At 71.5% G+C, this 24,017-nt stretch carries 19 protein-coding genes; 10 read left to right on the top strand and 9 right to left on the bottom strand.

Annotated elements, in window-relative coordinates:
• The first annotated feature begins 63 nt into the window (after positions 1-63).
• Positions 64-1,116 (top strand): ADP-ribosylglycohydrolase family protein, encoded by a 1,053-nt coding sequence (locus ACFPCV_RS15865; protein ID WP_378056892.1) that lies wholly within the window; start codon positions 64-66, stop codon positions 1,114-1,116.
• Positions 1,117-1,126: 10 nt separating this feature from the next.
• On the opposite strand, the gene ACFPCV_RS15860 is transcribed toward ACFPCV_RS15865, so the two are convergent.
• A complete protein-coding gene (locus ACFPCV_RS15860; RefSeq protein WP_378056891.1) occupies positions 1,127-2,554 on the bottom strand; it encodes a M20/M25/M40 family metallo-hydrolase in 1,428 nt (475 codons plus the stop codon).
• A 14-nt stretch (positions 2,555-2,568) separates the two neighbouring features.
• Positions 2,569-2,718, bottom strand: a complete 150-nt coding sequence (locus ACFPCV_RS15855) for a hypothetical protein (protein WP_378056890.1) — start codon at positions 2,716-2,718, stop codon at positions 2,569-2,571.
• 429 nt (positions 2,719-3,147) lie between these two features.
• On the opposite strand from ACFPCV_RS15855, the gene pdhA reads away from it, so the two are divergent.
• Genes pdhA through ACFPCV_RS15840 form a run of 3 tightly spaced genes read left to right on the top strand, consistent with a single transcriptional unit; the run spans position 3,148 to position 6,689 of the window.
• Entirely contained in the window at positions 3,148-4,353 is a 1,206-nt protein-coding gene (gene pdhA, locus ACFPCV_RS15850) for a pyruvate dehydrogenase (acetyl-transferring) E1 component subunit alpha (protein WP_378056889.1), read from the top strand.
• Positions 4,353-5,369: an alpha-ketoacid dehydrogenase subunit beta gene (locus ACFPCV_RS15845; protein WP_378056888.1), complete on the top strand. Its 1,017-nt coding sequence runs from the start codon at positions 4,353-4,355 to the stop codon at positions 5,367-5,369. Before pdhA ends, ACFPCV_RS15845 begins: the two co-directional genes overlap by 1 nt.
• A gap of 3 nt (positions 5,370-5,372) precedes the next feature.
• Positions 5,373-6,689 carry a dihydrolipoamide acetyltransferase family protein gene (locus ACFPCV_RS15840; protein WP_378056887.1) on the top strand — a complete coding sequence of 439 codons (1,317 nt, stop codon included), beginning with the start codon at positions 5,373-5,375 and terminating at the stop codon, positions 6,687-6,689.
• A gap of 44 nt (positions 6,690-6,733) precedes the next feature.
• Here ACFPCV_RS15840 and ACFPCV_RS15835 read toward each other — a convergent pair whose 3' ends face one another.
• Positions 6,734-7,354: an SCP2 sterol-binding domain-containing protein gene (locus ACFPCV_RS15835; protein ID WP_378056886.1), complete on the bottom strand. Its 621-nt coding sequence runs from the start codon at positions 7,352-7,354 to the stop codon at positions 6,734-6,736.
• 80 nt (positions 7,355-7,434) lie between these two features.
• Between ACFPCV_RS15835 and ACFPCV_RS15830 the strand changes: the two genes are divergently transcribed.
• Positions 7,435-8,076 (top strand): TetR/AcrR family transcriptional regulator, encoded by a 642-nt coding sequence (locus ACFPCV_RS15830; RefSeq protein WP_378056885.1) that lies wholly within the window; start codon positions 7,435-7,437, stop codon positions 8,074-8,076.
• A 116-nt stretch (positions 8,077-8,192) separates the two neighbouring features.
• Here the strand turns inward: ACFPCV_RS15830 and ACFPCV_RS15825 are convergent, their stop codons facing one another.
• Both ACFPCV_RS15825 and ACFPCV_RS15820 read right to left on the bottom strand, forming a co-directional pair.
• Positions 8,193-9,065 carry a MaoC family dehydratase gene (locus ACFPCV_RS15825; RefSeq protein ID WP_378056954.1) on the bottom strand — a complete coding sequence of 291 codons (873 nt, stop codon included), beginning with the start codon at positions 9,063-9,065 and terminating at the stop codon, positions 8,193-8,195.
• On the bottom strand, positions 9,065-10,399 hold the full coding sequence (locus ACFPCV_RS15820; RefSeq protein ID WP_378056884.1) for a 3-oxoacyl-ACP reductase: 1,335 nt from the start codon (positions 10,397-10,399) through the stop codon (positions 9,065-9,067). Before ACFPCV_RS15820 ends, ACFPCV_RS15825 begins: the two co-directional genes overlap by 1 nt.
• A 105-nt stretch (positions 10,400-10,504) precedes the next feature.
• Here ACFPCV_RS15820 and ACFPCV_RS15815 point away from each other — a divergent pair, with 105 nt between their 5' ends.
• A complete protein-coding gene (locus ACFPCV_RS15815) occupies positions 10,505-11,776 on the top strand; it encodes an acetyl-CoA C-acetyltransferase (protein ID WP_378056883.1) in 1,272 nt (423 codons plus the stop codon).
• A gap of 815 nt (positions 11,777-12,591) precedes the next feature.
• Here ACFPCV_RS15815 and ACFPCV_RS15810 read toward each other — a convergent pair.
• A complete protein-coding gene (locus ACFPCV_RS15810; protein WP_378056882.1) occupies positions 12,592-12,738 on the bottom strand; it encodes a hypothetical protein in 147 nt (48 codons plus the stop codon).
• Between the two features lie 228 nt (positions 12,739-12,966).
• Entirely contained in the window at positions 12,967-14,163 is a 1,197-nt protein-coding gene (locus ACFPCV_RS15805) for an AAA family ATPase (RefSeq protein ID WP_378056881.1), read from the bottom strand.
• Positions 14,164-14,331: 168 nt separating this feature from the next.
• Between ACFPCV_RS15805 and ACFPCV_RS15800 the strand changes: the two genes are divergently transcribed.
• Genes ACFPCV_RS15800 through ACFPCV_RS15785 form a run of 4 tightly spaced genes read left to right on the top strand, consistent with a single transcriptional unit; the run spans position 14,332 to position 21,065 of the window.
• Entirely contained in the window at positions 14,332-18,471 is a 4,140-nt protein-coding gene (locus ACFPCV_RS15800) for a glycoside hydrolase family 38 N-terminal domain-containing protein (protein WP_378056880.1), read from the top strand.
• Positions 18,468-19,226 (top strand): peptidylprolyl isomerase, encoded by a 759-nt coding sequence (locus tag ACFPCV_RS15795; protein ID WP_378056879.1) that lies wholly within the window; start codon positions 18,468-18,470, stop codon positions 19,224-19,226. Before ACFPCV_RS15800 ends, ACFPCV_RS15795 begins: the two co-directional genes overlap by 4 nt.
• 2 nt (positions 19,227-19,228) lie before the next feature.
• Positions 19,229-20,098: an ROK family protein gene (locus ACFPCV_RS15790; protein ID WP_378056878.1), complete on the top strand. Its 870-nt coding sequence runs from the start codon at positions 19,229-19,231 to the stop codon at positions 20,096-20,098.
• 34 nt (positions 20,099-20,132) lie between these two features.
• Entirely contained in the window at positions 20,133-21,065 is a 933-nt protein-coding gene (locus ACFPCV_RS15785) for a bifunctional helix-turn-helix transcriptional regulator/GNAT family N-acetyltransferase (RefSeq protein ID WP_378056877.1), read from the top strand.
• Here the strand turns inward: ACFPCV_RS15785 and ACFPCV_RS15780 are convergent.
• Entirely contained in the window at positions 21,055-21,636 is a 582-nt protein-coding gene (locus tag ACFPCV_RS15780; RefSeq protein WP_378056876.1) for a peroxidase-related enzyme, read from the bottom strand. The genes ACFPCV_RS15785 and ACFPCV_RS15780 overlap by 11 nt on opposite strands.
• Positions 21,637-22,053: 417 nt before the next feature.
• On the bottom strand, positions 22,054-23,877 hold the full coding sequence (locus tag ACFPCV_RS15775) for a phosphoenolpyruvate carboxykinase (GTP) (RefSeq protein WP_378056875.1): 1,824 nt from the start codon (positions 23,875-23,877) through the stop codon (positions 22,054-22,056).
• Between the last annotated feature and the right edge of the window lie 140 nt (positions 23,878-24,017).

Genomic DNA, 24,017 nt, shown 5'->3' with positions numbered 1-24,017 from the left:
TCGGTGCTAGGTCAGATCAATGTCGGAACCATGCGCGCATGCCGTTGATCGTAGCCTTGCCCCATGATCGACGACGACCGTTTTATGGGCTGCGTTCTCGCGGGCGCGGTGGGCGACGCCCTCGGTGCGCCCGTCGAGTTCCTCACCATCGAGACCATCCGCCACCGGTTCGGGCCGGACGGCACGACCGGTTACGAGGAGGAGTACGGCGGCCGCGGCACCATCACCGACGACACCCAGATGACCCTCTTCACGCTCGAAGGGCTCATCCGGGGACACCGCGGTGAGCACGAGGACCCCTTCGCGCCGATGCAGCACGCCTACCAGCGCTGGCTCCACACGCAGGGCATCGAGGTGGACTGGGCCCGCAACGGCGGCGTGTTCGCCACGAAACCGGAGCCGGACGGCTGGCTGATCACCAACAGGGGCCTGTTCGCGATGCGTGCTCCGGGCAACACGGTCACCCGCGCGCTGCGTGCCTTCGCGGATGGCGGGCGGCGCGGCTCGTTCGACAACCGGCTCAACGACTCCAAGGGCTGCGGCGCGGTCATGCGTGCCGCGCCGTACGCGCTGCTGGGCGAGGACGCGTTCGCGTTCGCCGTCGGCAACGGGCTGCTGACCCACAGCCACCCGAGCGGTTACCTGTCCGCGGGCGCGCTGGCGCACCTGGTGCACCTGCTGCTGGCCGACGTCCCGCTGCCCGACGCGGTCGCCGGGACCAGGGCGAAGCTGCTGACCTGGGACGGGCACGAGGAGCAGGTCGCCGCGCTCGACGCCGCGGTCGCGCACGGCAGGCCGACGCCGGAGTCGATCGCCGACCGGCTCGGCGGGGGCTGGACCGGCGAGGAGGCGCTCGCGATCGCCGTCGCCGCCGCGCTCGCGGCGGAGGACCTGCGGGACGGGCTGCTGCTGGCGGTCAACCACTCCGGCGACAGCGACTCGACCGGCGCGATCTGCGGCAACCTCCTTGGCGCCGTGCAGGGCACGAAGGCGATCCCGCCGGAGTGGCTGGCGGAGCTGGAGCTGCGGGACGTGATCGAACAGGTGACCAGGGACGCGCTCGCCGAGTTCGGTGCCGCGCCCCCGGCCTGGGGTGACCGCTACCCGGCCACCTGAGCGGAGCGGGTCAGAGCGTGGTCGCGTGCGCGTCCAGCAGGTGCGCGACCGACTCCGTCACGCGCTTGGCGTGCGGGACGTGCAGCCACTCGTCCGGCACGTGCGGGTTGCTGTCGCCGGCGAGCGCGCCGGTGACCACGAACTGGGCCTCCGGGTACGCCTCCGCCAGTGAGCCCATGAACGGGATCGAGCCACCGAGCCCCAAGGTCAGCCACTGGTTGCCGCCGAACACGGCCTCGCTCAGCGAGTCGAGCGCCGAACGCAGCCACGGCGCGGTCGGCGGCGCGTTCCACCCGGGGCCGACCTCCGGGCCGGACACGGTGACCTTCGCGCCGTACGGCACGTCGGTGGTCAGCGCCCGCTCGACCGCGGCGAGCGCGGCCTTCGGGTCGGCCGTCGGCGGCAGGCGGAAGCTCAGCTTCAGCGTCGTGAACGGGCGCAGCACGTTGCCCGCGTCCTCCGGCTGCGGCAGACCGGCCGCGCCGATGACCGACAGCGTCGGCCGCCACGAGTTGTTCGCCATCAGCTCGTAGTCGTCGTCCGAGACCGCCGACATGCCATCGACCAGCTGGAACGCCGCCTTCGCCGCACCGGGCGCGAGGTCGGCGAGCGCCTTGATCTCCGCGTCGCGCTCCGGCGGGATCGCGCCGTGCAGCTCGGGCAGCAGGATCTCGCCGGTGCCCGCGTCCTCGATGCGGTCCAGCAGCTGCCGCATGATCCGGAACGAGCTGGGCACGACGCCGCTCGCCGAACCGGAGTGCTGACCGGACTCCATGACCCGCACGGTGACCGTGGTCGACACGAGCCCGCGCAGCGACGTGGTCAGCCACAGCCGTTCGTAGTCCTGGCCGCCGGAGTCCAGGCACACGACCAGCGAGATGTCGCCGAGCCGCTCACGGTAGGCGTCCAGGTACGCGTCCAGGTCCGGGCTGCCGGACTCCTCGCTCAGTTCGAGTAGCACCAGGCAGCGCGCGTGCCTGCCACCGGCCGCGCGCAGCGCCTCGATGGCGGTCGCCGCGGCGTAGCCGGAGTAGCCGTCGTCGGCGGACCCGCGCCCGTACAGCCGGTCGCCGCGGCGCACCGGGGTCCACGGGCCGAGGCCCTCGGACCAGCCACCGACCGGCGGCTGCTTGTCGAGGTGGCCGTACAGCAGCACGGTCCCGCCGTCCTCCGGCATGCCCTCGGACGCCGGCACGTCCATCAGCACCACCGGGGTGCGTTCCGGCAGCCGGAGGATCTCGACGGTGGCGCCGGGGATGTCCCGCGCGGCGAGCCAGGCGCGGACGTGTTCGGCGGCGGTGTCGAGGTGGCCGTGCTCGGCCCACTTCGCGTCGAACACCACCGACACCGCGGGGATCCTCACCAGCTCGGACAGGCTCGGCAGGATCTCCGCGTCCCATGTCCGTTCGACCGTTGTGCGTACCTGTGCGTTGTCCACCGGGCGATAGTGCCTCACCACGCGTCGCGCAGCACCGACGGCTCCGGATCGGGTTCCGGCAGCTGCCGGGGCGCGATGGACGAGAGGATCTCCTCGGCCGCCTGTGCCGCGTCCTCCAGGGCCTCCTCGGCCCGTCGCACCCGATCGTCTCGCCAGTCCACCATCACCAAAGGGTAGTTCGGCTCCCGCTGCCGTCGAGCGGAGACGGCTACGATGGGTGGTGACGCAGATCACTTCGGCTGCGGAGGTGGTCCGCCGGACGCCGGGACCGGCGCCGTGCGGGCCTGGGGACCGCACCCGCCCGCGACTGCTCTGAGCTGCCGTGTTCACAGCCCGCCAGGAGGTGGTCACAGCCGCGCCGATGAACGCCCTACTGTCGGTTGTCCTACGGTTTCCGCAGCTCAGCGCCTCGTGGACGCCAAGATGCCAACGTTCGGACCTCACCGGACCGGGCGAACGCATGCCAGGATGAACCCCGAAACCGTCAGCGCCAGCGGCGGTAGAGCCACCCCTTACCCGGGCTGGTGACCGCCGGTGGCGCGGCCGCGCGGGCGCCACAAGCGAACGCCCGGTGTCGACAACTAGGAGAACGCATGTCGTCCCCAGAACAGTGGACGCACCCGGAACCCGGCGTCGGGCCGGCCGCCACCGCGGCCAAACCGACCGCGGAGCAGGTGATCGCCGGTTTGCGCGCAACGAGCGAGGGTGGCCCGGAGCTGGTGCAGCTCCTCACGCCGGAAGGCGAGCGGGTCCCCAACGCCCAGTGGGACCCCTTCGTCGCCGACGTCACCGCGGAGGACCTGCGGAACCTCTACCGCGACATGGTCCTCACGAGGCGGGTCGACCGTGAGGCGAACGCACTGCAGCGGCAGGGCCAGCTGGGCATCTGGGTGCCGCTGCTCGGCCAGGAGGCCGCGCAGATCGGTTCCGGCCGGGCACTGAAGCCGAATGACATGGCCTTCCCGAGCTACCGGGAGCACGGTGTCGCCTGGACCCGCGGGGTCAAGCCGACGGAGCTGCTCGGCATCTTCCGCGGGACCGACCACGGCAGCTGGGACCCCATCGAGAAGCGCTTCCACCTGTACACGATCGTCATCGGCAACCAGGTGCTGAACGCCGCTGGCTACGCGATGGGGCAGCGCTTCGAGGGCAAGGTCGGTGACGACGACGGCGAGGCCACGATCTGCTACTTCGGTGACGGCGCCACCTCCCAGGGCGACGTGCACGAGGGTTTCGTGTGGGCGTCGGTGTACGACGCGCCGCTCGTGTTCTTCTGCCAGAACAACCAGTGGGCCATCTCCGAGCCGACCGAACGCCAGTCGCGGCTGCCGCTGTACCAGCGCGCACGCGGCTACGGCTTCCCCGGCATCCGCGTCGACGGCAACGACGTCCTCGCGACCCTGGCCGTGTCCCGGTGGGCGCTGGGCGAGTGCCGCCAGGGCAACGGCCCGGTCCTGATCGAGGCGTTCACCTACCGCATGGACGCGCACACCACGACCGACGACCCGACCCGCTACCGGCTGTCCGACGAGCTGGAGGCGTGGAAGCTGAAGGACCCGATCGAGCGGGTGCGGGTGCACCTGGTGCGCCACATGGACACCGACAACGACTTCTTCGACGCGGTGCAGGCCGAGTCCGACCAGGTCGCCGCCGAACTGCGCGAGTTCTGCCAGAACATGCCGGAACCGCCGCCAGAGCGGATGTTCTCGGAGGTGTACGCGGAGGCCAGTCCCGTGGTGGACGCCCAGCGCGACGCCTATCTCGAGTACGCGGCCGGGTTCGACGGAGGTGAGCACTGATGGCGGCGCCGGTCATGAACAAGACCCCCGAGTCCCAGAAGACGCAGACCGTCACGCTGGGCAAGAGCCTGAACATGGGCCTCCGTGCCGCCATGGAGGCGGACCCGAAGGTCATCGTCATGGGTGAGGACGTCGGCAAGCTCGGCGGCGTCTTCCGCATCACCGACGGGCTGCAGAAGGACTTCGGTGAGCAGCGCGTGCTGGACACGCCGCTCGCGGAGTCCGGGATCATCGGCACGGCCGTCGGTCTCGCGATCCGCGGTTTCCGGCCGGTGTGCGAGATCCAGTTCGACGGTTTCATCTTCCCCGCGTTCGACCAGATCGTGTCGCAGGTGGCGAAGCTGCGGTTCCGCAGCCAGGGCAGGATCAACCTGCCGATGGTGATCCGGGTCCCGTTCGGCGGCGGCATCGGCGCGGTGGAGCACCACTCCGAGTCGCCGGAGTCGTACTTCGCGCACACCGCCGGTCTCAAGGTCGTCTCGTGCGCCAACCCGGTCGACGCCTACTGGATGATCCAGCAGGCCATCCGGTGCGACGACCCGGTGCTGTTCTTCGAGCCGAAGCGGCGCTACTACGAGAAGGCGGAGCTGGACTTCGACGCGAAGCCCGAGCCGCTGTTCACCTCGCGGGTGCTGCGCAAGGGCACGCACGCCACGCTCGTCACGTACGGGCCGATGGTGAAGACGTGCCTGGAGTCGGCGGCCGCCGCGGCCGAGGAGGGCAAGGAGCTGGAGGTCATCGACCTCCGCGCGCTCTCGCCGATGGACCTGACGCCGGTGTTCGAGTCGGTGCGCCGCACCGGGCACCTGGTGGTCGTGTCGGAGGCGCCGTCGGAGGCGTCGCTGTCGTCGGAGATCGCCGCACGCGTGCAGCAGGAGTGCTTCTACTCGCTGGAGGCGCCGGTGCTGCGCGTGACGGGCTTCGACACGCCGTACCCGCCGTCGAAGCTCGAGGAGGAGTTCCTCCCCGACCTCGACCGGGTGCTGGACGCCGTCGACCGTTCGCTGGGCTGGTGAGGCATGCCTGACTTCAAGGTGTTCCCCCTGCCCGACACGGCGGAGGGGCTGGTCGACGCCGAGATCCTGACCTGGCACGTCAAGCCGGGGGACGAGGTGAAGGTCAACCAGATCATCGTCGAGATCGAGACGGCCAAGGCGGCGGTCGAGCTGCCGTGCCCGTGGGCCGGTGTGGTGACCGAGCTGCACGCGGAGCCCGGTCAGACGGTCAACGTGGGCGAGCCGATCGTGACCATCGACGTCGATCCCGGCGGTGCCGCCGCACCCACGTCCGCGCCCGCCCCGGCCGCCGCCGCACCGTCGGCGGAGAGCAACGGGCAGGCCATGCTCGTCGGCTACGGCCCGAAGGCGTCGACCGCGAAACGGCGGGCACGCAGGGACGCCACCTCGGCGCCGGTCGCGACCGCGCCACCGCCGGTCGCCGAGCCGGTCGCCGTGCCCGACTCGCCCGCGGCGCTGATGGAGCCGTCGGCGCTGGTGCCGCTGGCGAAGCCGCCGGTGCGCAAGCTGGCCAAGGACCTCGGCGTGGACCTGCGGTCGCTGGCCGGTTCCGGCGTGATCACCCGCGAGGACGTCGAACGCGCGGCCCGCGGGCCTGCCGCTCCCGCCGCCACCGCCGCCCCGGGTGCCCGCGAGCGGCGGGTGCCGGTCAAGGGTGTGCGGAAGATGACCGCGCAGGCGATGGTCGAGAGCGCGTACTCGGCACCGCACGTCACCGAGTTCTTGACGGTCGACGTCACGCCGATGATGGAGCTGCGGGCCAGGTTGAAGACCCACCCCGCGTTCCGCGACGTCAAGATCACCCCGCTGACGTTCGCCGCGAAGGCCGTGTGCCTCGCGGTGCGCCGCACCCCCGACGTCAACGCGACGTGGGCGGGCGAGGAGATCGTCTACAAGGACTACGTGCACCTGGGCATCGCGGCCGCCACGCCGCGCGGCCTGGTGGTCCCGAAGGTCCGCGACGCCGACGCCATGTCGCTGCGGGAGCTGGCCGTCGCGCTGGAGGAGCTGACGCGCACCGCGCGCGACGGCAGGACCACCCCGGCGGACATGCTCAACGGCACGATCACGATCACCAACGTCGGCGTGTTCGGTGTCGACACGGGAACGCCGATCATCAACCCCGGTGAGTCCGCGATCCTCGCGCTCGGCGCGATCAAGGACATGCCGTGGGTGGTGGACGGCGAGATCAGGGTGCGGAAGGTGTGCCAGCTGTCGCTGAGCTTCGACCACCGGGTGGTCGACGGCCAGCAGGGTTCGCAGTTCCTCGCGGACGTCGGCGCCGTCATGGCCGACCCCGCCATGGCCATCACGTTCTGACGGCTCTTTCCAGGGGCGTGCCGGACTCCCGGCACGCCCCTGGGTCACGTCTGGGCGGGCCGGGGGAGGTCGAAGTAGTTGATCAGGCCCGCCGCGAACGCGATGTCGCCCTTGACCTTCACCTTGCCGCGCATGAACAGGAGCGCGACGTTGACGCTGCCGGTGACCGCGCGCACGAAGTCCGTCGGCGCCAGGGTGAGCGTGACGCGGGCGTCGGCGGTCGGCGACTGGCCGGACCGGCACGTGCCGTTGTCGATCACGGTCTCGTAGCGGTCGTAGCCGCCGGGGCCCGCGCCGCCGGTCAGGCGCCAGTGCACGACCGCGCTGAGCGTCGCCGCCTTCTCCGGGTCGAGGTGCTCGCCCATGCGCCGGAAGATCTCCGCGAAGACGACGACGCGCAGGTGCGGGTGCGCCATCAGGTGTTCCAGCTGCGGGGTGGACGCGCGGGAGACGAACCAGACGAACGTGTCGGTGCGCATCGCGGCCAGCTCGATGCCCGTGCCGACCCGGCCCAGCATGTCGAGCACGTCGATCAGCTGCACGAACTGCTTCTCGTCGAGCCGTACCGGGTCGACCGCACGCGCGAACGCGTCGATGTCCACGGTGCTCGCCACCACCGGGCCGCTCACCACCAGCGAGTCGGCCGGTTTGCGCCTGAATCGCATATTCCACCTTATCTACTGGCGGGTAACGCTACGTTCGGCTCTGTACCCTGGCAAGGATTGATCGAACCGCAGGAGGATCGGTGACCGTGGAAGAGCGCCGGCGGGTCAAGCGACTGCCGCGCGAGGTTCGCGAACGGCAGATCCTCGACGCCGCGGTCCGGGTGTTCTCCGACCACGGCTACCACAACGCGTCGATGGACGAGGTCTCCGACGTCGCCGGTGTCTCCAAGCCGATGATCTACGCGTACCTCGGGTCGAAGGAGGACCTGTTCGCCGCGTGCATCCACCGCGAGGCCACCCAGCTGCTCGCCGCCGTCGCCGCCGGGGTGCGCACCGAGTTACCAGCGGACATGCAGCTCTGGCACGGGCTCGGCGCGTTCTTCGAGTACGTCGGCGCGCACCGGGAGAGCTGGCGTGTCCTGCACCGCCAGGCCATCTCGCAGGGGGGCCCGTTCTCCGAGGAGCTGCTCGACATGCGCCGCCAGGCGATCAGCCTGGTCGACACCCTCCTGGTCCGGGTCGCCACCAAGGAGGGCCTCGGCAGGGGCGCCACCGAGTCGCTGGCCGCCGCGCTGGTGGGCGCGGCCGAGTCGCTCGCGGACTGGTGGCTCGACAACCCCGACGTGCCCAGCCGGGCGGTCGCGTCGCGGCTGATGAACCTCGCGTGGATCGGCTTCGGCGGCCTCGTCGACGGCCGCACCTGGCACCCCAGCGCGGACTAGGTTCCAGGCTCGTCGGGAGTCGGCGCGGCATGTCCGCGAGGGCTTCGCCGGTCCCCCTCGTTCAGCTCGGCCGGTGCTGGTCGAGGCCGAGCGGCCCAGGCACCACCGCACCCGGTTCACGGTGGGCCACTGATGGTCCCCGTCAGGTGCGGCTTGCCGTTCTTCGCAGAGCTTGCGGAGCGAACATCGGGCACAGTCGCGCCGAACAGGTCGAACCGCCAGCCGTCCCCGTCCTCGCGGGCCGCGAAACCGACCTTCGCGGGCAGCAGTACCGGCAGCTTGAAAGCCACGTCGACGGTGTACGCGCCGGGCAGCCTGCCCTCGAACGCCGCCAGGCAGCGGGCCTTGGTCCACATGCCGTGCGCGATCGCCCTCGGGAAGCCGAACATCTTCGCGGTCACCTTGTACAGGTGTATCGGGTTGCGGTCGCCGGACACGTCGCCGTAGCGGCGGCCGATGTCGGCAGGCACGCGCCAGATCGCCGTCGGTGCGGGCGGTGCCGTGCGCTCCGACCGTTCGGACCGGCCGGTGCCACCGGCGCGGCGCAGGTAGGTGGACACGTCGGTCCACACGACCTCACCGTCCACCAGCGCCTCGCTGACCATGTCGAACTGGCGGCCGCGCGGGTGGTCACGCAGGTTCTCCAGGTGCACGCGCAGGTCGAGCCGCTCGTCGGCGCGCAGCGGGCGGGTCTGCGTGATCCGGTTGGCGACGTGCACCGACCCGACGAGCGGGAACGGGAAGTCGCCACCCGCCATCAGCTTGATCTGCAACGGGAACGCGAGCAGGTGCGGGTAGGTGGCGGGCAGTTCGTCGGTCAGCCGGAAGCCGCAGACCCGGTTGTAGGCGGCCAGGTGCGCGTGGTCGGTGCGCAGGCCGCCCAGTGTGTACACGGTGTCGGGCAGCTCGCCGCCCTTGCGGCGGAAGCCGGTGAGCACGGCCTTCGGGTACAGGACCTTCAGGCTCGGCGGTGAGGACAGCTCGACCATCACGCCCCCAGGAGGCTCTGTCCACAGACCCGCACGACGTTGCCGTTGACCGCGGCCGACGCGGGACTCGCGTACCAGGCGATGGTCTCGGCGACGTCGACCGGCAGGCCGCCCTGCGAAAGGCTGCTCATCCGGCGGCCCGCCTCCCGGATGAACAGCGGCACGGCCGCGGTCATCCTGGTCTCGATGAACCCCGGCGCGACCGCGTTGATCGTGGCGCCGCGCTCGGCGAGTACCGGCGCGAACGCGTCGACCATGCCGATCACGCCCGCCTTGCTGGTGCCGTAGTTGGTCTGGCCCTTGTTGCCCGCGATGCCCGCGATCGAGGAGACGCCGACGATCCGGCCGTCGCGCCTCAGCAGGTCCTCGGCGAGCAGCGCGTCGTTCACCGCGAGCTGGCTGGACAGGTTGACCGCGAGGACGGCGTCCCACGCGGCGTCGGACATGTTCGCGAGCGACTTGTCCCGGGTGATGCCCGCGTTGTGGACCACGATGTCGACGCCACCGTGCCGTTCCCGCAGGTACTGGGCGAGCTGCGCGGGTGCCGAACCGGCGGTGATGTCGAGCTGGAGCGCGGCGCCGGAAACCTTGTTGGCGACGTCGGACAGCTCGGCGCCCTGTGCGGGGATGTCGAGCGCGACCACGTGCGCGCCGTCGCGGGCCAGCACCTCGGCGATCGACGCGCCGATGCCGCGGGAGGCACCGGTGACGAGCGCGACCTTGCCCGCGAGGGGCCGCTCCCAGTCGCCGGGCGTGACGGGCTCACCGCCGTGGGTGCCGATGCGGATGACCTGCGCGTCGACGAAGGCCGACTTCGCGGAGAGGACGAATCGCAGTGTCGACTCGGCGGCGGCCTCGTACCCGGGTGCCACGTGGACGAGCTGGACGGTGGCGCCCTTGCGCAGCTCCTTGCCGACCGAACGGGTGAATCCTTCGAGCGCCCGCTGCGCGACGGCGTCCCGGCCACTGCCCGAGGGCGGGGTGCCGAGCACGACGAGCCGGCCGCAGGTGCCGACCTTGCGCATGAGCGGGTGGAAGAAGTCGTACAGCTCGCGCAGCCGGGCCGGGTCGTCGATGTCGGTGGCGTCGAAGACCAGCGCGGCGTAGCGGTCCGCGGTGTCGGCGTCGCGGACGACCTCCTTCGCGCCGATGGCCTTCAGCACGGTGTGCACGGTGTCGGTCAGCCTGCCCTTGCCGCCGACGAGCGCGGGCCCGTCGAGCGCGGGCGCGCCGGGCACGTGGCGCCGCAGCGGTGTCGGGTCGGGCAGTCCGAGCCGGCGGACGAGCTGCCGACCGAGGCCGGACCGGGCAAACTGCTGGTAGCGGTCGGTCATGATGCTCCGCATCTGAGAAGTTCGGGGCCTCACTCGACGCCAAGCCTACTCGTGAGTAGGTTAGGAGTGCCAGCCGGGACAAGTTCGCAGGGGTGTGATCGAGACATGACTCGCAAGGTGGCGATCGTCGGTGGCAACCGGATCCCGTTCGCCCGGTCGAACAAGCACTACGCCACGGCGTCGAACCAGGACATGTTCACCGCGGCGCTGGACGGCCTGGTGAGCCGCTTCGGCCTGCAGGACGAACGGCTGGGTGAGGTCGCGGCGGGTGCGGTGCTCAAGCACAGCAGGGACTTCAACCTGGCCCGCGAGAGCGTGCTCGGCTCCCGCCTGTCTCCGGAAACCCCGGCGAACGACGTGCAGCAGGCGTGCGGCACCGGCCTGCAGGCGGTGATCCAGGTGGCGAACAAGATCGCGCTGGGCCAGATCGAGTCCGGCGTGGCCGGCGGGGTGGACACCACGAGCGACGCCCCACTGGGCGTGAACGAGGACCTGCGCCAGGTCTTCCTGGAGCTGAACAGGGCCAGGTCGCTCGGCGCCCGCCTGAAGGCACTGGCCAGGATCCGCCCGACGCAGATCGTCCCGGACATCCCGAGGAACGCGGAGCCCCGCACCGGACTGTCGATGGGCGAACACGCGGCCATCACGGCCAGGGAGTGGGGGATCAGCCGGGAGGCGCAGGACGAGCTGGCCGCGGCCTCCCACCAGAAGCTGGCGGCGGCCTACGACCGCGGCTTCTTCGGCGACCTGCTCACCCCGTACCAGGGCCTGACCCGCGACGCGAACCTGCGCCAGGACTCCACGGCGGACAAGCTGGCGAAGCTGAAGCCCGCCTTCGGTGGCAAGGACGGCACGATGACCGCGGGCAACTCGACCCCGCTGACCGACGGCGCGTCGACGGTGCTGCTGGCGTCGGAGGAGTGGGCCCGCGAACGAAGCCTGCCGATCCTGGCGTACCTGACCCACTCGGAGACAGCGGCCGTCGACTACGTGCACGGCGCCGAGGGCCTGCTGATGGCCCCGGCGTACGCGGTGCCCAGGATGCTGGCGAGGGCGGGCGTGGCGTTGCAGGACTTCGACTTCTACGAGATCCACGAGGCGTTCGCGTCCCAGGTCCTGGCCACCCTGGCCGCGTGGGAGGACCCGGACTTCGCGAAGACCCGCCTTGGCCTGGACGAACCCCCCGGCGCGATCGACCGCACGAAGCTGAACGTGAACGGCTCGTCCCTGGCAGCAGGCCACCCGTTCGCCGCGACGGGCGGCCGCATCGTGGCCACACTGGCCAAACTCCTCCACGAGAAGGGCACCGGCCGAGGCCTGATCTCCATCTGCGCAGCAGGAGGCCAAGGCACGACAGCAATCCTGGAAGCCGCCTGACGCGTCGCGTTCGCCCTCGCCGGAGGGGTCTCCGGGGTTGTCTGTTCGTGGTTCGTCCTCGTCGGACTGGTCTCCGGTTGGTGGGTTTGTCCTCGCCGGACGGGCAGGTCTCGGGGGTGGCGGAGGGGCGGGTTGGCTGCGGTTTGGGCGGGTCTGCCTGCCATCCCGTCGACCTCCCAGGGGCTATCACACCGCGCCAAGGGGGGCCGGTTCTTGCTTGGTGTGATTCGGGCTTCCGGCCCCCCTTGACACGGTGTGATCGGGCTACGCCAGGTCGACGGGATGGCAGGGAGCCCCTTGGCGGTGGGCTGACGCCACCGTCGGGGTTGCGCAGGCAGGGCCCGCTTCGCGGGCCCGGCGCGCGGGCCGGGCGCGGAGCGCCCGCTTCGGTGCCGTGAAAGGCGCGTCACGGCACAACAAGTGCCGTCAATGGGCCATTCAGGGCGCTGAGCGCCCTAAACGCGCCTTTCAGGGCATTGCCACGCCGCCAACGCACCTTCACAGCACCAAGGCCGAGCGCAACAAGTGGCGAACCCCCATCCACAAAGCTGCACGAGCAGCCGAGCTGCGCGAGGCAGCGAGAGCAGCGGGAGGCAGCCAAGCTGGGTCAGGAACCAGCCGCACCGTGGGGGGTTTGGGGGGCTCGGCCCCCCAACATGATGACGAAGGGGTCCCTGCGAAGGTGCGCAAGCACCGAGCAGGGACAAGGAAACCCCGTAGCGCTGCCAGGTCGGGGGTCCGCCAGCACTACGGGGTCAACCGGAACATCGTGGGGCGAGCCACGGGTGTTACACGGCGTCGGGAAAAGTTTTTGGTTACCGGATCGTGGTGACCTGGCGCTGCGCCATGATCAGGATCTCGTCACGCATGGCCGGGGTGGCGGCGGTTGCGATCGCATGGTTCACCGCCCGGCGGTTGCGGGACTCGACGCGGCGGGCGCGGAGCTTGGCGGCGATGTTCATGGTGTTCTGCGCTCCCTCTTCGTGCTCTGCTGGCTTCTCCAGCTACTGACCATTATGCCTCTTGCAACGCGCTTTGGCACCCGTTTATTCGGTGAAGCGGCGCACACTCCGGTGAATCGTCGGCGTCTCTCGGGGAACGCCAGGACGTGGGACGATCCTACGATCGTGGTCGATGCAGGCTTATACCGCTCTCTAGCCACAGAGCTAGACAGCCGGATAAAGGTGGAGTCAGTCGTCCATGTTCAGCAGGTACCGGCCGAAGTGCGGCACGGTGAACGCGATGCGGCCGCGTTCGGCGGAGAAGATCAGGCCCTTCTTGATGAGGCTGTCGCGGGCCGGGGACAGCGACGACGGCTTCCTGCCGAGGTGACCCGCGATGTCCGCGGTCGCGGCGCCCTCGTCGGTCTTGCCCTTGGTCAGCTCCGCCATGGCACGCAGGTACTCGCGTTCCGCCGGGGTGGCGCGTTCGTAGCGGGAGCCGAAGAAGCCGACTGCCAGCTCGGCTTCCGCCTCCGGGGCCGCCACTGCGACGTCCTCCGCCGTGATCGGGTCGCTGGGGGCCGCGTCCCAGGCCGCTTTGCCGTACGCCTGGATGAAGTACGGGTAGCCGCCCGCGGCGTCGAACAGGGCGTCCAGTGCCTCGTCCGTGATGCCGGCCTCCTCGCGGGCGATGGGGGCGACCACCGCCTGGTCGGCGCCCGCGCGGTCGAGGCGGTCGATCCGCACGTAGCGGAACAGCCGCTCCGAGTACGACTTCGACGCCGACAGCACCGCGGGCAGGTGCGGCAGACCGGCGCCCACCACCACGAACGGCGCGCCGGACTGTGACAGCTCGTGGCACGCGGCGCACAGCGCGGAGATGTCGTCGGCCATGACGTCCTGCATCTCGTCGATCAGCAGCGCGACGCCCGTGCCGACGTCCTGTGCCAGCTCCGCGACGTCGGTGAACAGCTCGACCAGGTCGATCTCGATGTCGCCGGAGTCGGCGCGGCCCTGTGTCGGGGGCACGTCGATGCCCGGCTGCCACCGGTCGCGGAGCTTCGAGTCGCTGGGGCTCGCGCGCAGTGCGAACGCCTTCAGCACGCCGAGGACCTGCTCGACGCGGTCCGGTGCGCGGTGGCGGACCGCGAGGTCGCGGACCGCGCGGTGCAGCGCGGCCGACAGGGGGCGGCGGAGACCGGCGTCCGGGCGGGCCTCGATCTTGCCGGCGCCCCACCCGCGGCGGATGGCCATCGAACGCAGTTCGCCCAGCAACACCGTCTTGCCGACGCCGCGCAGGCCCGTGAGCACCAGGCTGCGTTCCGGGCGGCCGCGGGCGACCCGTTCCAGCACGACGTCGAACGCCGCGACTTCCTTCTCGCGGCCCGCCAGTTCTGGGGGTCGCTGTCCGGCTCCAGGAGCGAACGGGTTGCGCACCGGGTCCACGCATCAGACGGTATCCGGCTTTCTAGGAAGATCCCGATATTGAGGCAGAAAGACCTACGGCGTGTCGTGGGCCACACGGCGGCGAGGAGCGTGGCGACCGGCGGGACACGGTGGACAAGATCGCCTGGCCGGGTTGTGTCGTGTTGATCGAGGCACCACAGTGCGAGCATGGGTGTTGTCTCCGTGGAGTCGACCGAGTTGTTCGTCGGGTCGGTCGAGGCTCCGCTTCAGGTTGTCCGGGTGTCGTGGGGGGCGGCCGGGACCGCGCGGGTGTACGTCGAGGGCCGGGGGCTCTCGACGCCGGCGCCGGTCGAGGTCAGCGCGGAAGGGCACGTGGGGGTGGAGGTCGGGGTCGACACCCACGGCGCCGCGCCCGGCACGAGAATCCCCGCGCGGGTGGTGGTCGAGGGCACCGGCGAGACCGCGTTCGAGCTGGTCGTCGCCGAGCCGGGCTGGACCATGCACATGGTCTCCCACTTCCACTACGACCCGGTCTGGTGGAACACGCAGGCCGCCTACACGACCGCGTGGGACGAGCTGGACTTCCCCGGCTCGCACCGCGGTGCCCGGCAGCTCGCCGGGTTCGACCTGGTCCGGGCGCACCTGGACCTGGCGCTCGCGGAGCCGGACTACCGGTTCGTGCTCGCCGAGGTCGACTACCTGAAGCCGTACTGGGACACGTTTCCCGCCGACCGCGAGGTGCTGCGCCGCCTGCTCGCGCAGGGCCGCGTCGAGGTCATGGGCGGCGCGTACAACGAGCCGAACACCAACCTGACCGACCCCGAGACGACCGTGCGGAACTTCGTGCACGGCATGGGTTTCCAGCGCGACGTGTTCGGCGGGCGGCCCGACACCGCGTGGCAGCTCGACGCGTTCGGCCACGACCCGGCGTTCCCCGGGCTGGCCGCGGACGCCGGGCTGACCACCAGTTCGTGGGCGCGTGGCCCGTTCCACCAGTGGGGCCCGATGGAGCGGACCGCCGCGGGCAAGGGCGACCCGACGCGCATGCAGTTCCCGAGCGAGTTCGAGTGGATCTCGCCGTCGGGCAAGGGACTGCTGACCGCCTACATGGCCGACCACTACGGCTCGGGCTGGGCGATGGACTCGGCGACGACCCTCGAAGCGGCGAGCGCGGCCGCCTACGCGGAGTTCCTCGAGCTGAAGAAGGTCACCACCGCCAGGCACGTGCTGCTGCCGGTCGGCGGGGACTACACGCCACCCAACAAGTGGATCACCGAGCTGCACACGCACTGGGCGCGCCGTTACGTGTGGCCGAGGTTCGTGTGCTCGCTGCCGAGGGACTTCTTCGCCGCGGTCCGCGCGGAGCTCGCCGGCCGGGGCGTGGAGCCGACGCCGCAGACCAGGGACATGAACCCGATCTACACCGGCAAGGACGTCTCCTACATCGACACGAAACAGGCACAGCGCGCCGCTGAGGCCGCTGTGCTGGAGGCGGAGCCGTTCGCCGCGTTCGCCACGATCCTCGCGGGTGCGGACTACCCGGACGCGGCGCTCGCGAAGGCGTGGGTGCAGCTCGCGTACGGCGCGCACCACGACGCCATCACCGGCTCCGAGTCCGACCAGGTGTACCTGGACCTGCTCACGAGCTGGCGCGACGCGCACGACCTCGCGACCGGCGTCCGGGACCGCGCGCTGACCGTCCTGTCGGGACTGGTCGAGCTGCCGTCCGGGGACGGAAAGCCCGTGGTGGTCTGGAACCCGCTCAACCACGAGCGGACCGACACCGTCACGGTGCGCCTCGCCGCGCCGGTGGCGGGCGCGACGGTCACCGACGACACCGGCGTCGAACTGCCCGCGCTGGTGGCGGACGGCACGGTCACGTTCCTGGCGGCGGACGTGCCGCCGCTGGGCTGGCGGGTGTTCCGGCTCGTCGAGTCCACACAGGACGGTCAGGGCTGGACCGCGGTCGATGGCGATACCGCGGCGAGCGACCGGTTCCGGGTGACCGTCGACCCGGCACGCGGCGGCGGGGTGCGCAGCCTCGTCGAGCTGCCCGGTGGGCGGGAGCTGCTCACGCCGGGCGCGGTCGGCAACGAACTGGCCGTGTACGAGGAGTACCACGACCACCCGACGTTCGGGGAAGGCCCGTGGCACCTGCTGCCGAAGGGCCCGGTGACCACGTCGTCGGCGGCGGCGGCCGGGGTGACCGTCGAGCGCAGCCCCGTCGGCGAACGGATCACGGCGAAAGGCCGGGTCGGGACCGTCGGCTACACGCAGACGATCACGCTGTGGCACGGGGTGAACCGGGTCGAAGCCACCACGACGGTCGACGAGTTCACCGGCTCCGACCAGCTCCTCCGGGTGCGCTGGCCGTGCGCGGTGCCGGGGGCGCTGCCGGTCAGCGAGGTCGGGAACGCCGTGGTGGGCCGGGGTTTCGGGCTCGTCGACGTCGACTCGGCGCAGCACCCGTGGACGCTGGACAACCCGGCGCACACGTGGTTCGGCCTGTCCGCGGCGGCGTCGCTGAAGCTGGCGGACGGGGCGCTGCGGCCCATCGGCGTCGCCGAGATCATCGTGCCGACCGAGGCGGAGGCGGCGCCGCTGGCCCGTGAGCTGGCGGTCGCGCTCGCGCGGTCGGGGGTCACGTCCACGGTCAGCAGCGCGGCCGGTGCGCGCTACGGCGACCTGGGTGTCGACTCGAACCTGCCGGACGTGCGGATCACGCTCGGCGGACCGGAGGTCAACGCGTTCACCGCGGAGGTGGTGGCCCGGTCGGGGATCAGCGGTGACGGTGTCCACTGGGTGCCGCCGGAGAAGGCGCTGCCCGAGGTGTGGCAGCCGAGCGCGGACCTGCGGGACGCGCGGGCCCTCGGCGTGCTGGTGGTGCCGACCGACCGCATCCAGTCCGTTGTGGACGATCTGGCGGACAACGTGGTCGACGTTGGCGCCGGGTCGCCGGGGCAGGACGAGTACGCGGGCCGGTCCGTGGCACTGCTCAACCGCGGGCTGCCCGGGTTCGCCGTCGACACGGCGGGCACGTTGCACGCGTCGCTGCTGCGCTCGTGCACCGGCTGGCCCTCCGGCGTGTGGATCGACCCGCCGCGCCGCACGGCGCCCGACGGGTCGAACTTCCAGCTGCAGCACTGGACCCACGAGTTCCGGTACGCGCTCGCGGCCGGGGACGGGGACTGGCGCGGTGCCGGGATCGCCGAGAACAGCGCGGAGTTCAGCCGCCCGCTGCACGCGGTGGTCACGGCGGACGGTGGCCCGCGCGGGCTGCCCGCGCGGGGTTCGCTGCTGCGTGCCGAGCCCGCCGACCGGGTGCGGCTGGCCGCGGTGAAGGCCGCGGGCAACCCGTTGACCCGCGGTTCCGCCGCGCGGGCCGATCCGCGCGAGTGCCTCGCGGTGCGGATCGTCGCGCACACGGGTGCGCCGTCGGCCGCGACGCTCGCCTCCGACGTGGTCTCGTTGTCCGACCTCACATCGGCGAACCTGCTGGAGGAGCCCGGTTCCCCGATCTCAGGGCCGGTCGGGGTGGCGGGGTGCGACGCGGTCACCGTGCTCGCAAGGCCGACCACCGGATGGTCCACTGTGGACGGCGGCGCGCTCGGGCCGGAGTCAGAGCCCGTGCAGCCGCTGTACGCCAAGTACTGGCTGCACAACCGGGGGCCCGCGCCGCTGGGCGGGCTGCCGCTCGCGGTGCACGTCAACCCGGCCAGGGCCGAGGCCGGGCAACCGCTGACGGTGACCGTCGCGTCCGACGCCACCGACGCCGACCTGCACGGATACGTGCGGCTCGCGCTGCCCGACGGGTGGACCGCCGAGCCGGAGGTACTGCCGTTCGGCCTGCCGCCGGGCGGACATCTGGCCGAGGACGTCGTCGTGACCCCGCCCGCCCACGCCGAGCCGGGCCGCTACCCGGTGCGGGTGCGGGTCGAGCCGACGGGGGACGCGCTGCCGACGAGCTGGCGGCAGGTCGTGGAGGACGTCGTGATCGTGGCCGTCGGCCCGGCGCTCGACCAGGAGAAGCTCATCCGGCTGTCGGCCGACCCAGAACCGCTGCGGCTGGCGCGCGGCGAACGCGGGCGGCTGGCCGTGCGGGTGGCGTCGACGGCGAACGCGCCGGTCACGCTCGAGGCGGCGCTCGTGAGCCCGTGGGGGACCTGGGAGTTCGCCGGGCCCCGGCTCGTGGGCGCCGAAGTGCCCGCCCACGGCGAGGCGGAGCTGTCGTTCGACGTGGTCGTGCCGCCGTGGGCCGCGCCGGGCAGCTGGTGGGCGCTGGTCCGGGTGGCCGGGGCCGGCCGGTTGCTGTACTCGCCGTCGGTGCCGCTGGAGGTGACCGCGTGAGCGCCGTCGCCTGGGTGTCCGGCGACCCGGTCGACGTGTCCGAGGTGGACACGCTGGAGGCCGCGCTGCGGTCGGGTCCCGTCGGGCCGACGCTACCGAGGGAGCGGACCGGCGAAGGAAGGCAGCTGCGGCGCTGGCTCGTGCAGGTGCTGGTGGCGGAGCGGCTCGTCGCGGTCGAGGCGGCGGCCCGCGGGCTCGACGCGGCCGGCGCGCCCGGCCTGTTCGACCTCGCGCCGGACCGGGCCGCGATGCTCGGGCTCGGCAGTGTCGCCGCGGACCTGCTGACGCGGAGTGCGCTGGCCCGCACGGTGTTCGTGGCGGTGACCGAGCATGTCACCGTCACGCCGGACGCGGTGGCGGAGTTTCACGAGCGGAACCCCGAGCGGTTCCGGGTGCCGGAGGAGCGGGTCGTGACCCACACGATCGACGACGGGCCGCCGCGGCGGCGGGTGCTGCGGCGCGGGCAGCTGACCGGGCCCGTCGAGGACGCGGTGTTCGGTGCGGCCGGCGAGCGGGCCGGGCCGGTGCGGGATCCGCTCGGCACGCACACCGTGGTGGTCGAACAGGTGCGGCCCGCGCGGGTGCGGCCGCTCGCGCAGGCGCGGGAGGAGATCACCGCGCACCTGCTGGCCTGCGCGCGGCGGCGGGCGTTCACGGCGTGGCTCGACCGGCACGCGGCGGCGGACGTGCGCCTCGCGCCGGGGTTCGAGCACCCCGGCGACCCCGGTCAGCCCGACAACACCCACCGGCACTGACCGTGCTGGCACTCGACATCGGCGGCACGAAGATCGCCGGGGGACTTGTCGGCACGGACGGCACGCTGCTGCGGCACGCGACCAGACCGACCGGCACCGACCCGTTCGCGGCGCTCACGGCGGTGGTCGCCGATCTGGCGCCGGGGCCGGTGGCGGGGGTCGGGATCGCGTGCGCGGGGCCTCTCGACACGGTCGCGGGCACGGTCGCGCCGATCAACATCCCGTCCTGGCGGGACTTTCCGCTGGTCGCGCGGGTGCGGGAGCTGACCGGCGCGCCGGTCGCGCTGGCGGGCGACGGGCTGTGCATGGCGCTCGGCGAGCACTGGGCCGGTGCCGGACAGGGGTCGTCGGCGATGCTCGGGATGGTCGTGTCGACCGGCGTCGGCGGCGGTCTCGTGCTGGACGGGCGGCCGCTGCGCGGGCGCAGTGGCAACGCCGGGCACGTCGGGCACGTGGTGGTGGAGCCGGACGGCGAACCGTGCACGTGTGGCGGGCGCGGCTGTGTGGAGACCGTGGCGAGCGGGACGCACCTGGTGCGGTGGGCGCGGTCGCGGGGCTTCACCGGGCCGGACGCCGGTGCGCTCGCGGCGGCGGCGCGCGCCGGTGATCCGGTGGCGGCGGAGGCGTTCCGGCGGGGCGGGCAGGCGGTCGGGCTGGCGATCACGGCCGCCGCGGCGATGTGCGACCTGGACCTCGTGGTGATCGGCGGTGGTGTGGCGCAGGTGGGTGACCTGCTGTTCGAGCCGGTGCGGGCGACGCTCGCCACGCACGCCCGGCTGTCCTACCTGCGTGACCTGCGGGTGGAACCGGCGAAGCTCGGCGGGGCAGCGGGACTGTACGGCGCGGCCGCCCTGGCATATTCTTTGATCTAGTCAATGAATTGTTTCACGGGAAACGAGACTCGCCATGGCCGCCATCGTCTCGCCGGAGCGCATTGCCGCTGTACGTGCGTTCAACCGCAGCTACACGAAGTTTCTCGGCGCACTAGACGAACACCTGCTCAGCACTCCATATTCTTTGACTGAGGCAAGGGTGTTGTTCGAGCTGGGCCAGCGGGACAAGACCGAGGTCCCCGCCCTGCGCCGGGTCACCGGGCTCGACGCCGGGTACCTGAGCCGCCTGCTCGGCCGGTTCGAGGACAACGGGCTGGTCCGGCGGGACCGCTCCGGCGCCGACGCGCGGCGGCAGGTCGTCCGGCTGACCGACAGAGGCCGCGACGCGTTCCTGGCACTCGACGCCAAATCGGCCGGGCAGATCCGCGACCTGCTGGCCGACCTGACCGATGAGGAGCAGGTCCGGCTGCTCGAAGCCATGGAGATGATCCGCAACCGGGTCGACCGGCCGACCTCACGACCGGACGTGGCACTGCGCGCCCCGGCGCCCGGCGACCTCGGCTGGGTGATCGAACGCAACGGCGCGCTGTACGCCGCCGAGCACGGGTTCGACTCCTCGTACGAGGCGCTGGTCGCGCAGATCGTGGCCGACTACCTGGGCGGCCACGACCCGGACCGGGAGCGGGCGTGGATCGCGGAGCACAACGGCGAACGGGCCGGCGCGATCTTCTGCGTGCGGGACGACCGGAACACCGGCACCGCGCGGCTGCGGCTGCTGCACGTCGAGCCGGACGCGCGGGGCGCCGGGGTCGGGTCGGTGCTGGTCGAGGAGTGCGTCCGGTTCGCGCGGGCCGCCGGGTACCGGCAGATGGAGCTGTGGACGGTGTCGCTGCTCGCCCCGGCCCGCCGGATCTACCAGCGGGCCGGGTTCACGCTCGTCGAGGAGGACACCCGGCGCCGCTTCGGGCACGAGCTGACCGGGCAGACGTGGCGGCTCACCCTCTAGGAATGCGGCCCATCAGGTAGAACTCGTCGTTCGGGCGCAGGGCGGACAGGTGGGCGATCCGGTTCGACAGGGCGAACAGCGCGGTGATCGCGCCGACGTCCCAGATCTCGTCGCCGGACAGGCCTGCGTCGCGGGCGTCGTCGATGTCCTGTTCGCCGAAGGTGTTCGGCTCCACCGCCAGCGCCAGCGCGAGGTCGACGATGGCGCGCTGCCGGTGGTCCAGCTCGACGGTCCACGGGTTGGTGGCGACGCGGTCGGCGATCGTGGGGTCCTTGGCGCGGATGCGCAGGATCGCGCCGTGGGCGACGACGCAGTACGTGCAGCTGTTGGCGCCGGAGGTGGCGACGACGACCAGCTCGCGTTCGGCCTTCGAGAGCGTGCTGTCCTCGCGTTCCATCACGGCGTCGTGGTAGTCGAGGAACGCACGCAGCTCGCGCGGCCGGTGGCCGAGTGCCGTGAAGACGTTGGGGACGAAGCCGGACCTGTCGGCGATCGCGTTCACGCGGTCGCGCAGGTCCTCGGGCAGGTCATGCGGTTCCACGACGGGGAACCGGCTGATGTTCTCGGCCATGTGTCGATTGTGGGTCGACCCCGCGCATGTGGAGGGTTGGGGGGACCTGCTGCTGCTCGCCGAAGCGCTGACCAGGGCCGTGTTCGGCACCCACGCGGAGGTTTCTCATCCGGCAGCTCGACCGGTGCCGTAGCCCGTTCGGGGACCATTCTGGTAACAGTCGGTGAGGCCCGCTTCTGTGGACAAACTGGGTGTCCACAGCGTTAAGCCGACGTGTTCTTCGCGATGTCGCGCACGTCCCCGCTGGTCACAACTTCGGAATTGACTCAACAGGCTGTGCACAGGGTTATCCACAGGTTGTGGACAAACCTGGGACACGACACTCGATCCAGTGATGTTCTGCCACTGGTCCCGGGTGGCGGTGCCCGCACACGAAACGGGGACCACCAGCAGGCGGTCCCCGTTTCCCCTGACCACTCAGGCCAGGCGCGTCTTCAGCGCGTCCAGCTCGGCACGCAGCAGCGTGGGCACCTTGTCACCGATCTTGGCGAACCACTCCTCGATCAGCGGGATCTCGCCGCGCCACTCGTCGGCGTCGAACGCGAGCGCCGCCTCGATGTCGTCCTTGTCGGCGTCCAGCCCCGACAGGTCGAGGTCGTCGGCGGTCGGCACGTAGCCGATCGGTGTCTCCACCGCGGCGGCCTTGCCCTCGAGGCGCTCGACGGCCCACTTCAGCACGCGCGAGTTCTCGCCGAAGCCCGGCCACAGGAACCTCTTGTCCTCGCCGCGGCGGAACCAGTTGACGTAGAAGATCTTCGGCAGCTTGTCCGCGTCGGCGCGCTTGCCGGTGTCGATCCAGTGCTGGAAGTAGTCACCGGCGTGGTAGCCGATGAACGGCAGCATCGCCATCGGGTCGCGGCGCACGACGCCGACCTTGCCCTTCGCCGCGGCGGTGGTCTCCGACGACAGCGTGGCGCCCATGAACGTGCCGTGCTGCCAGTCGCGGGACTCGGTCACCAGCGGGATCGTGTCGGCGCGGCGGCCACCGAAGAAGATCGCCGAGATCGGCACGCCCTTCGGGTCGTCCCACTCCGGCGCGAGGATCGGGCACTGCGACATCGGTGTGCAGTACCGCGAGTTCGGGTGCGAGGACAGCTCGTCGGAGTCCGGGGTCCAGTCCTGCTTCTTCCACGAGGTGAGGTGCGCGGGCGGCTCGCCCATGCCCTCCCACCAGATGTCGCCGTCGTCGGTCAGCGCGACGTTCGTGAAGATCGAGTTGCCCTTCTCGATCGTGCGCATCGCGTTCGGGTTCGTGTGGTAGTCCGTGCCGGGCGCGACGCCGAAGAAACCAGCCTCCGGGTTCACCGCGTACAGGCGGCCGTCGTCACCGAACCGCATCCACGCGATGTCGTCGCCGAGCGTCTCGACCTTCCAGCCGGGGATGGTCGGCGCCAGCATCGCGAGGTTCGTCTTGCCGCACGCGCTCGGGAACGCGGCCGCGACGTAGTAGACCTTCTTCTCCGGCGAGATCAGCTTGAGGATCAGCATGTGCTCGGCGAGCCAGCCCTCGTCGCGGCCCTGCACCGACGCGATCCGCAGCGAGTAGCACTTCTTGCCCAGCAGCGCGTTGCCGCCGTAACCCGAGCCGTAGCTCCAGATCTCGCGCGTCTCCGGGAACTGCGAGATGTACTTCTCCTCGTTGCACGGCCACGGCACGTCCTCCTGGCCGGGGTCGAGCGGCGCGCCGACGCTGTGCAGCGCGGGCACGAAGTCGCGCTCGGTGCCATCCGGCGCGATGAACCGCTCCAGCGCCGGGGTCCCCATGCGCGTCATGATCCGCATCGACACCACGACGTAGGGGGAGTCGGTGAGCTGCAGCCCGAGCATCGGCTTCTCGGCGGTGAGCGGGCCCATGCAGAACGGGATGACATACATGGTGCGGCCACGCATCGAGCCCCGGTAGAGCTCGGTCATGGTGGCCTTCATCTCGGCCGGGTCCATCCAGTTGTTCGTCGGGCCCGCGTCGTCGGGGTGCACGGAGCAGATGAACGTGCGCTGCTCGACACGCGCCACGTCGTCGGGGTCGGAGGCAGCCCAGAACGAGTTCGGCTTCTTCGTGAGACGGGTGAAGGTGCCGGCCTCGACGAGTTCGTCGGTCAGGCGGGTCCACTCCTCGTCCGAGCCGTCCACCCAGACCACGCGGTCCGGGGTGGTCAGCTCGGCGACCTCCCGCACCCAGGAAAGAAGCCGTCCGTGCGTAGTCGGTGCGTCGTCCACACCTGGGATTGCCACTGCCGTCATCTCGCTTCATCTCCTGACTGGACACCGAATGACGCAGGACGCCGCGGTCCGTCGGTCCGGACTCCGGCGTCCTGAGTGAACGGCGATACCCCCGTCCGGCGCCGCCGAACAGGACTTCGCTTGGGGATACACCGAGGTTA

Source organism: Actinophytocola glycyrrhizae (genome assembly GCF_042653545.1).
GTDB lineage: Bacteria > Actinomycetota > Actinomycetes > Mycobacteriales > Pseudonocardiaceae > Actinophytocola > Actinophytocola glycyrrhizae.
The sequence above is the reverse complement of the archived record's forward strand: the minus strand, read 5'-3'. Positions and strand labels throughout refer to the sequence as shown.

Excerpts from the sequence above, each read along its gene's own strand:
- ACFPCV_RS15780 (WP_378056876.1), bottom strand. The coding sequence starts at position 21,636 with ATGGCCGAGAACATCAGCCGGTTCCCCGTCGTGGAACCGCATGACCTG.
- ACFPCV_RS15840 (WP_378056887.1), top strand. The coding sequence starts at position 5,373 with ATGCCTGACTTCAAGGTGTTCCCCCTGCCCGACACGGCGGAGGGGCTG.
- ACFPCV_RS15820 (WP_378056884.1), bottom strand. The coding sequence starts at position 10,399 with ATGACCGACCGCTACCAGCAGTTTGCCCGGTCCGGCCTCGGTCGGCAG.
- ACFPCV_RS15800 (WP_378056880.1), top strand. The coding sequence starts at position 14,332 with ATGGGTGTTGTCTCCGTGGAGTCGACCGAGTTGTTCGTCGGGTCGGTC.
- ACFPCV_RS15785 (WP_378056877.1), top strand. The coding sequence starts at position 20,133 with ATGGCCGCCATCGTCTCGCCGGAGCGCATTGCCGCTGTACGTGCGTTC.
- ACFPCV_RS15775 (WP_378056875.1), bottom strand. The coding sequence starts at position 23,877 with ATGACGGCAGTGGCAATCCCAGGTGTGGACGACGCACCGACTACGCAC.
- ACFPCV_RS15835 (WP_378056886.1), bottom strand. The coding sequence starts at position 7,354 with ATGCGATTCAGGCGCAAACCGGCCGACTCGCTGGTGGTGAGCGGCCCG.
- ACFPCV_RS15865 (WP_378056892.1), top strand. The coding sequence starts at position 64 with ATGATCGACGACGACCGTTTTATGGGCTGCGTTCTCGCGGGCGCGGTG.
- ACFPCV_RS15855 (WP_378056890.1), bottom strand. The coding sequence starts at position 2,718 with ATGGTGGACTGGCGAGACGATCGGGTGCGACGGGCCGAGGAGGCCCTG.
- ACFPCV_RS15810 (WP_378056882.1), bottom strand. The coding sequence starts at position 12,738 with ATGAACATCGCCGCCAAGCTCCGCGCCCGCCGCGTCGAGTCCCGCAAC.
- ACFPCV_RS15845 (WP_378056888.1), top strand. The coding sequence starts at position 4,353 with ATGGCGGCGCCGGTCATGAACAAGACCCCCGAGTCCCAGAAGACGCAG.
- ACFPCV_RS15825 (WP_378056954.1), bottom strand. The coding sequence starts at position 9,065 with ATGGTCGAGCTGTCCTCACCGCCGAGCCTGAAGGTCCTGTACCCGAAG.
- ACFPCV_RS15815 (WP_378056883.1), top strand. The coding sequence starts at position 10,505 with ATGACTCGCAAGGTGGCGATCGTCGGTGGCAACCGGATCCCGTTCGCC.
- pdhA (WP_378056889.1), top strand. The coding sequence starts at position 3,148 with ATGTCGTCCCCAGAACAGTGGACGCACCCGGAACCCGGCGTCGGGCCG.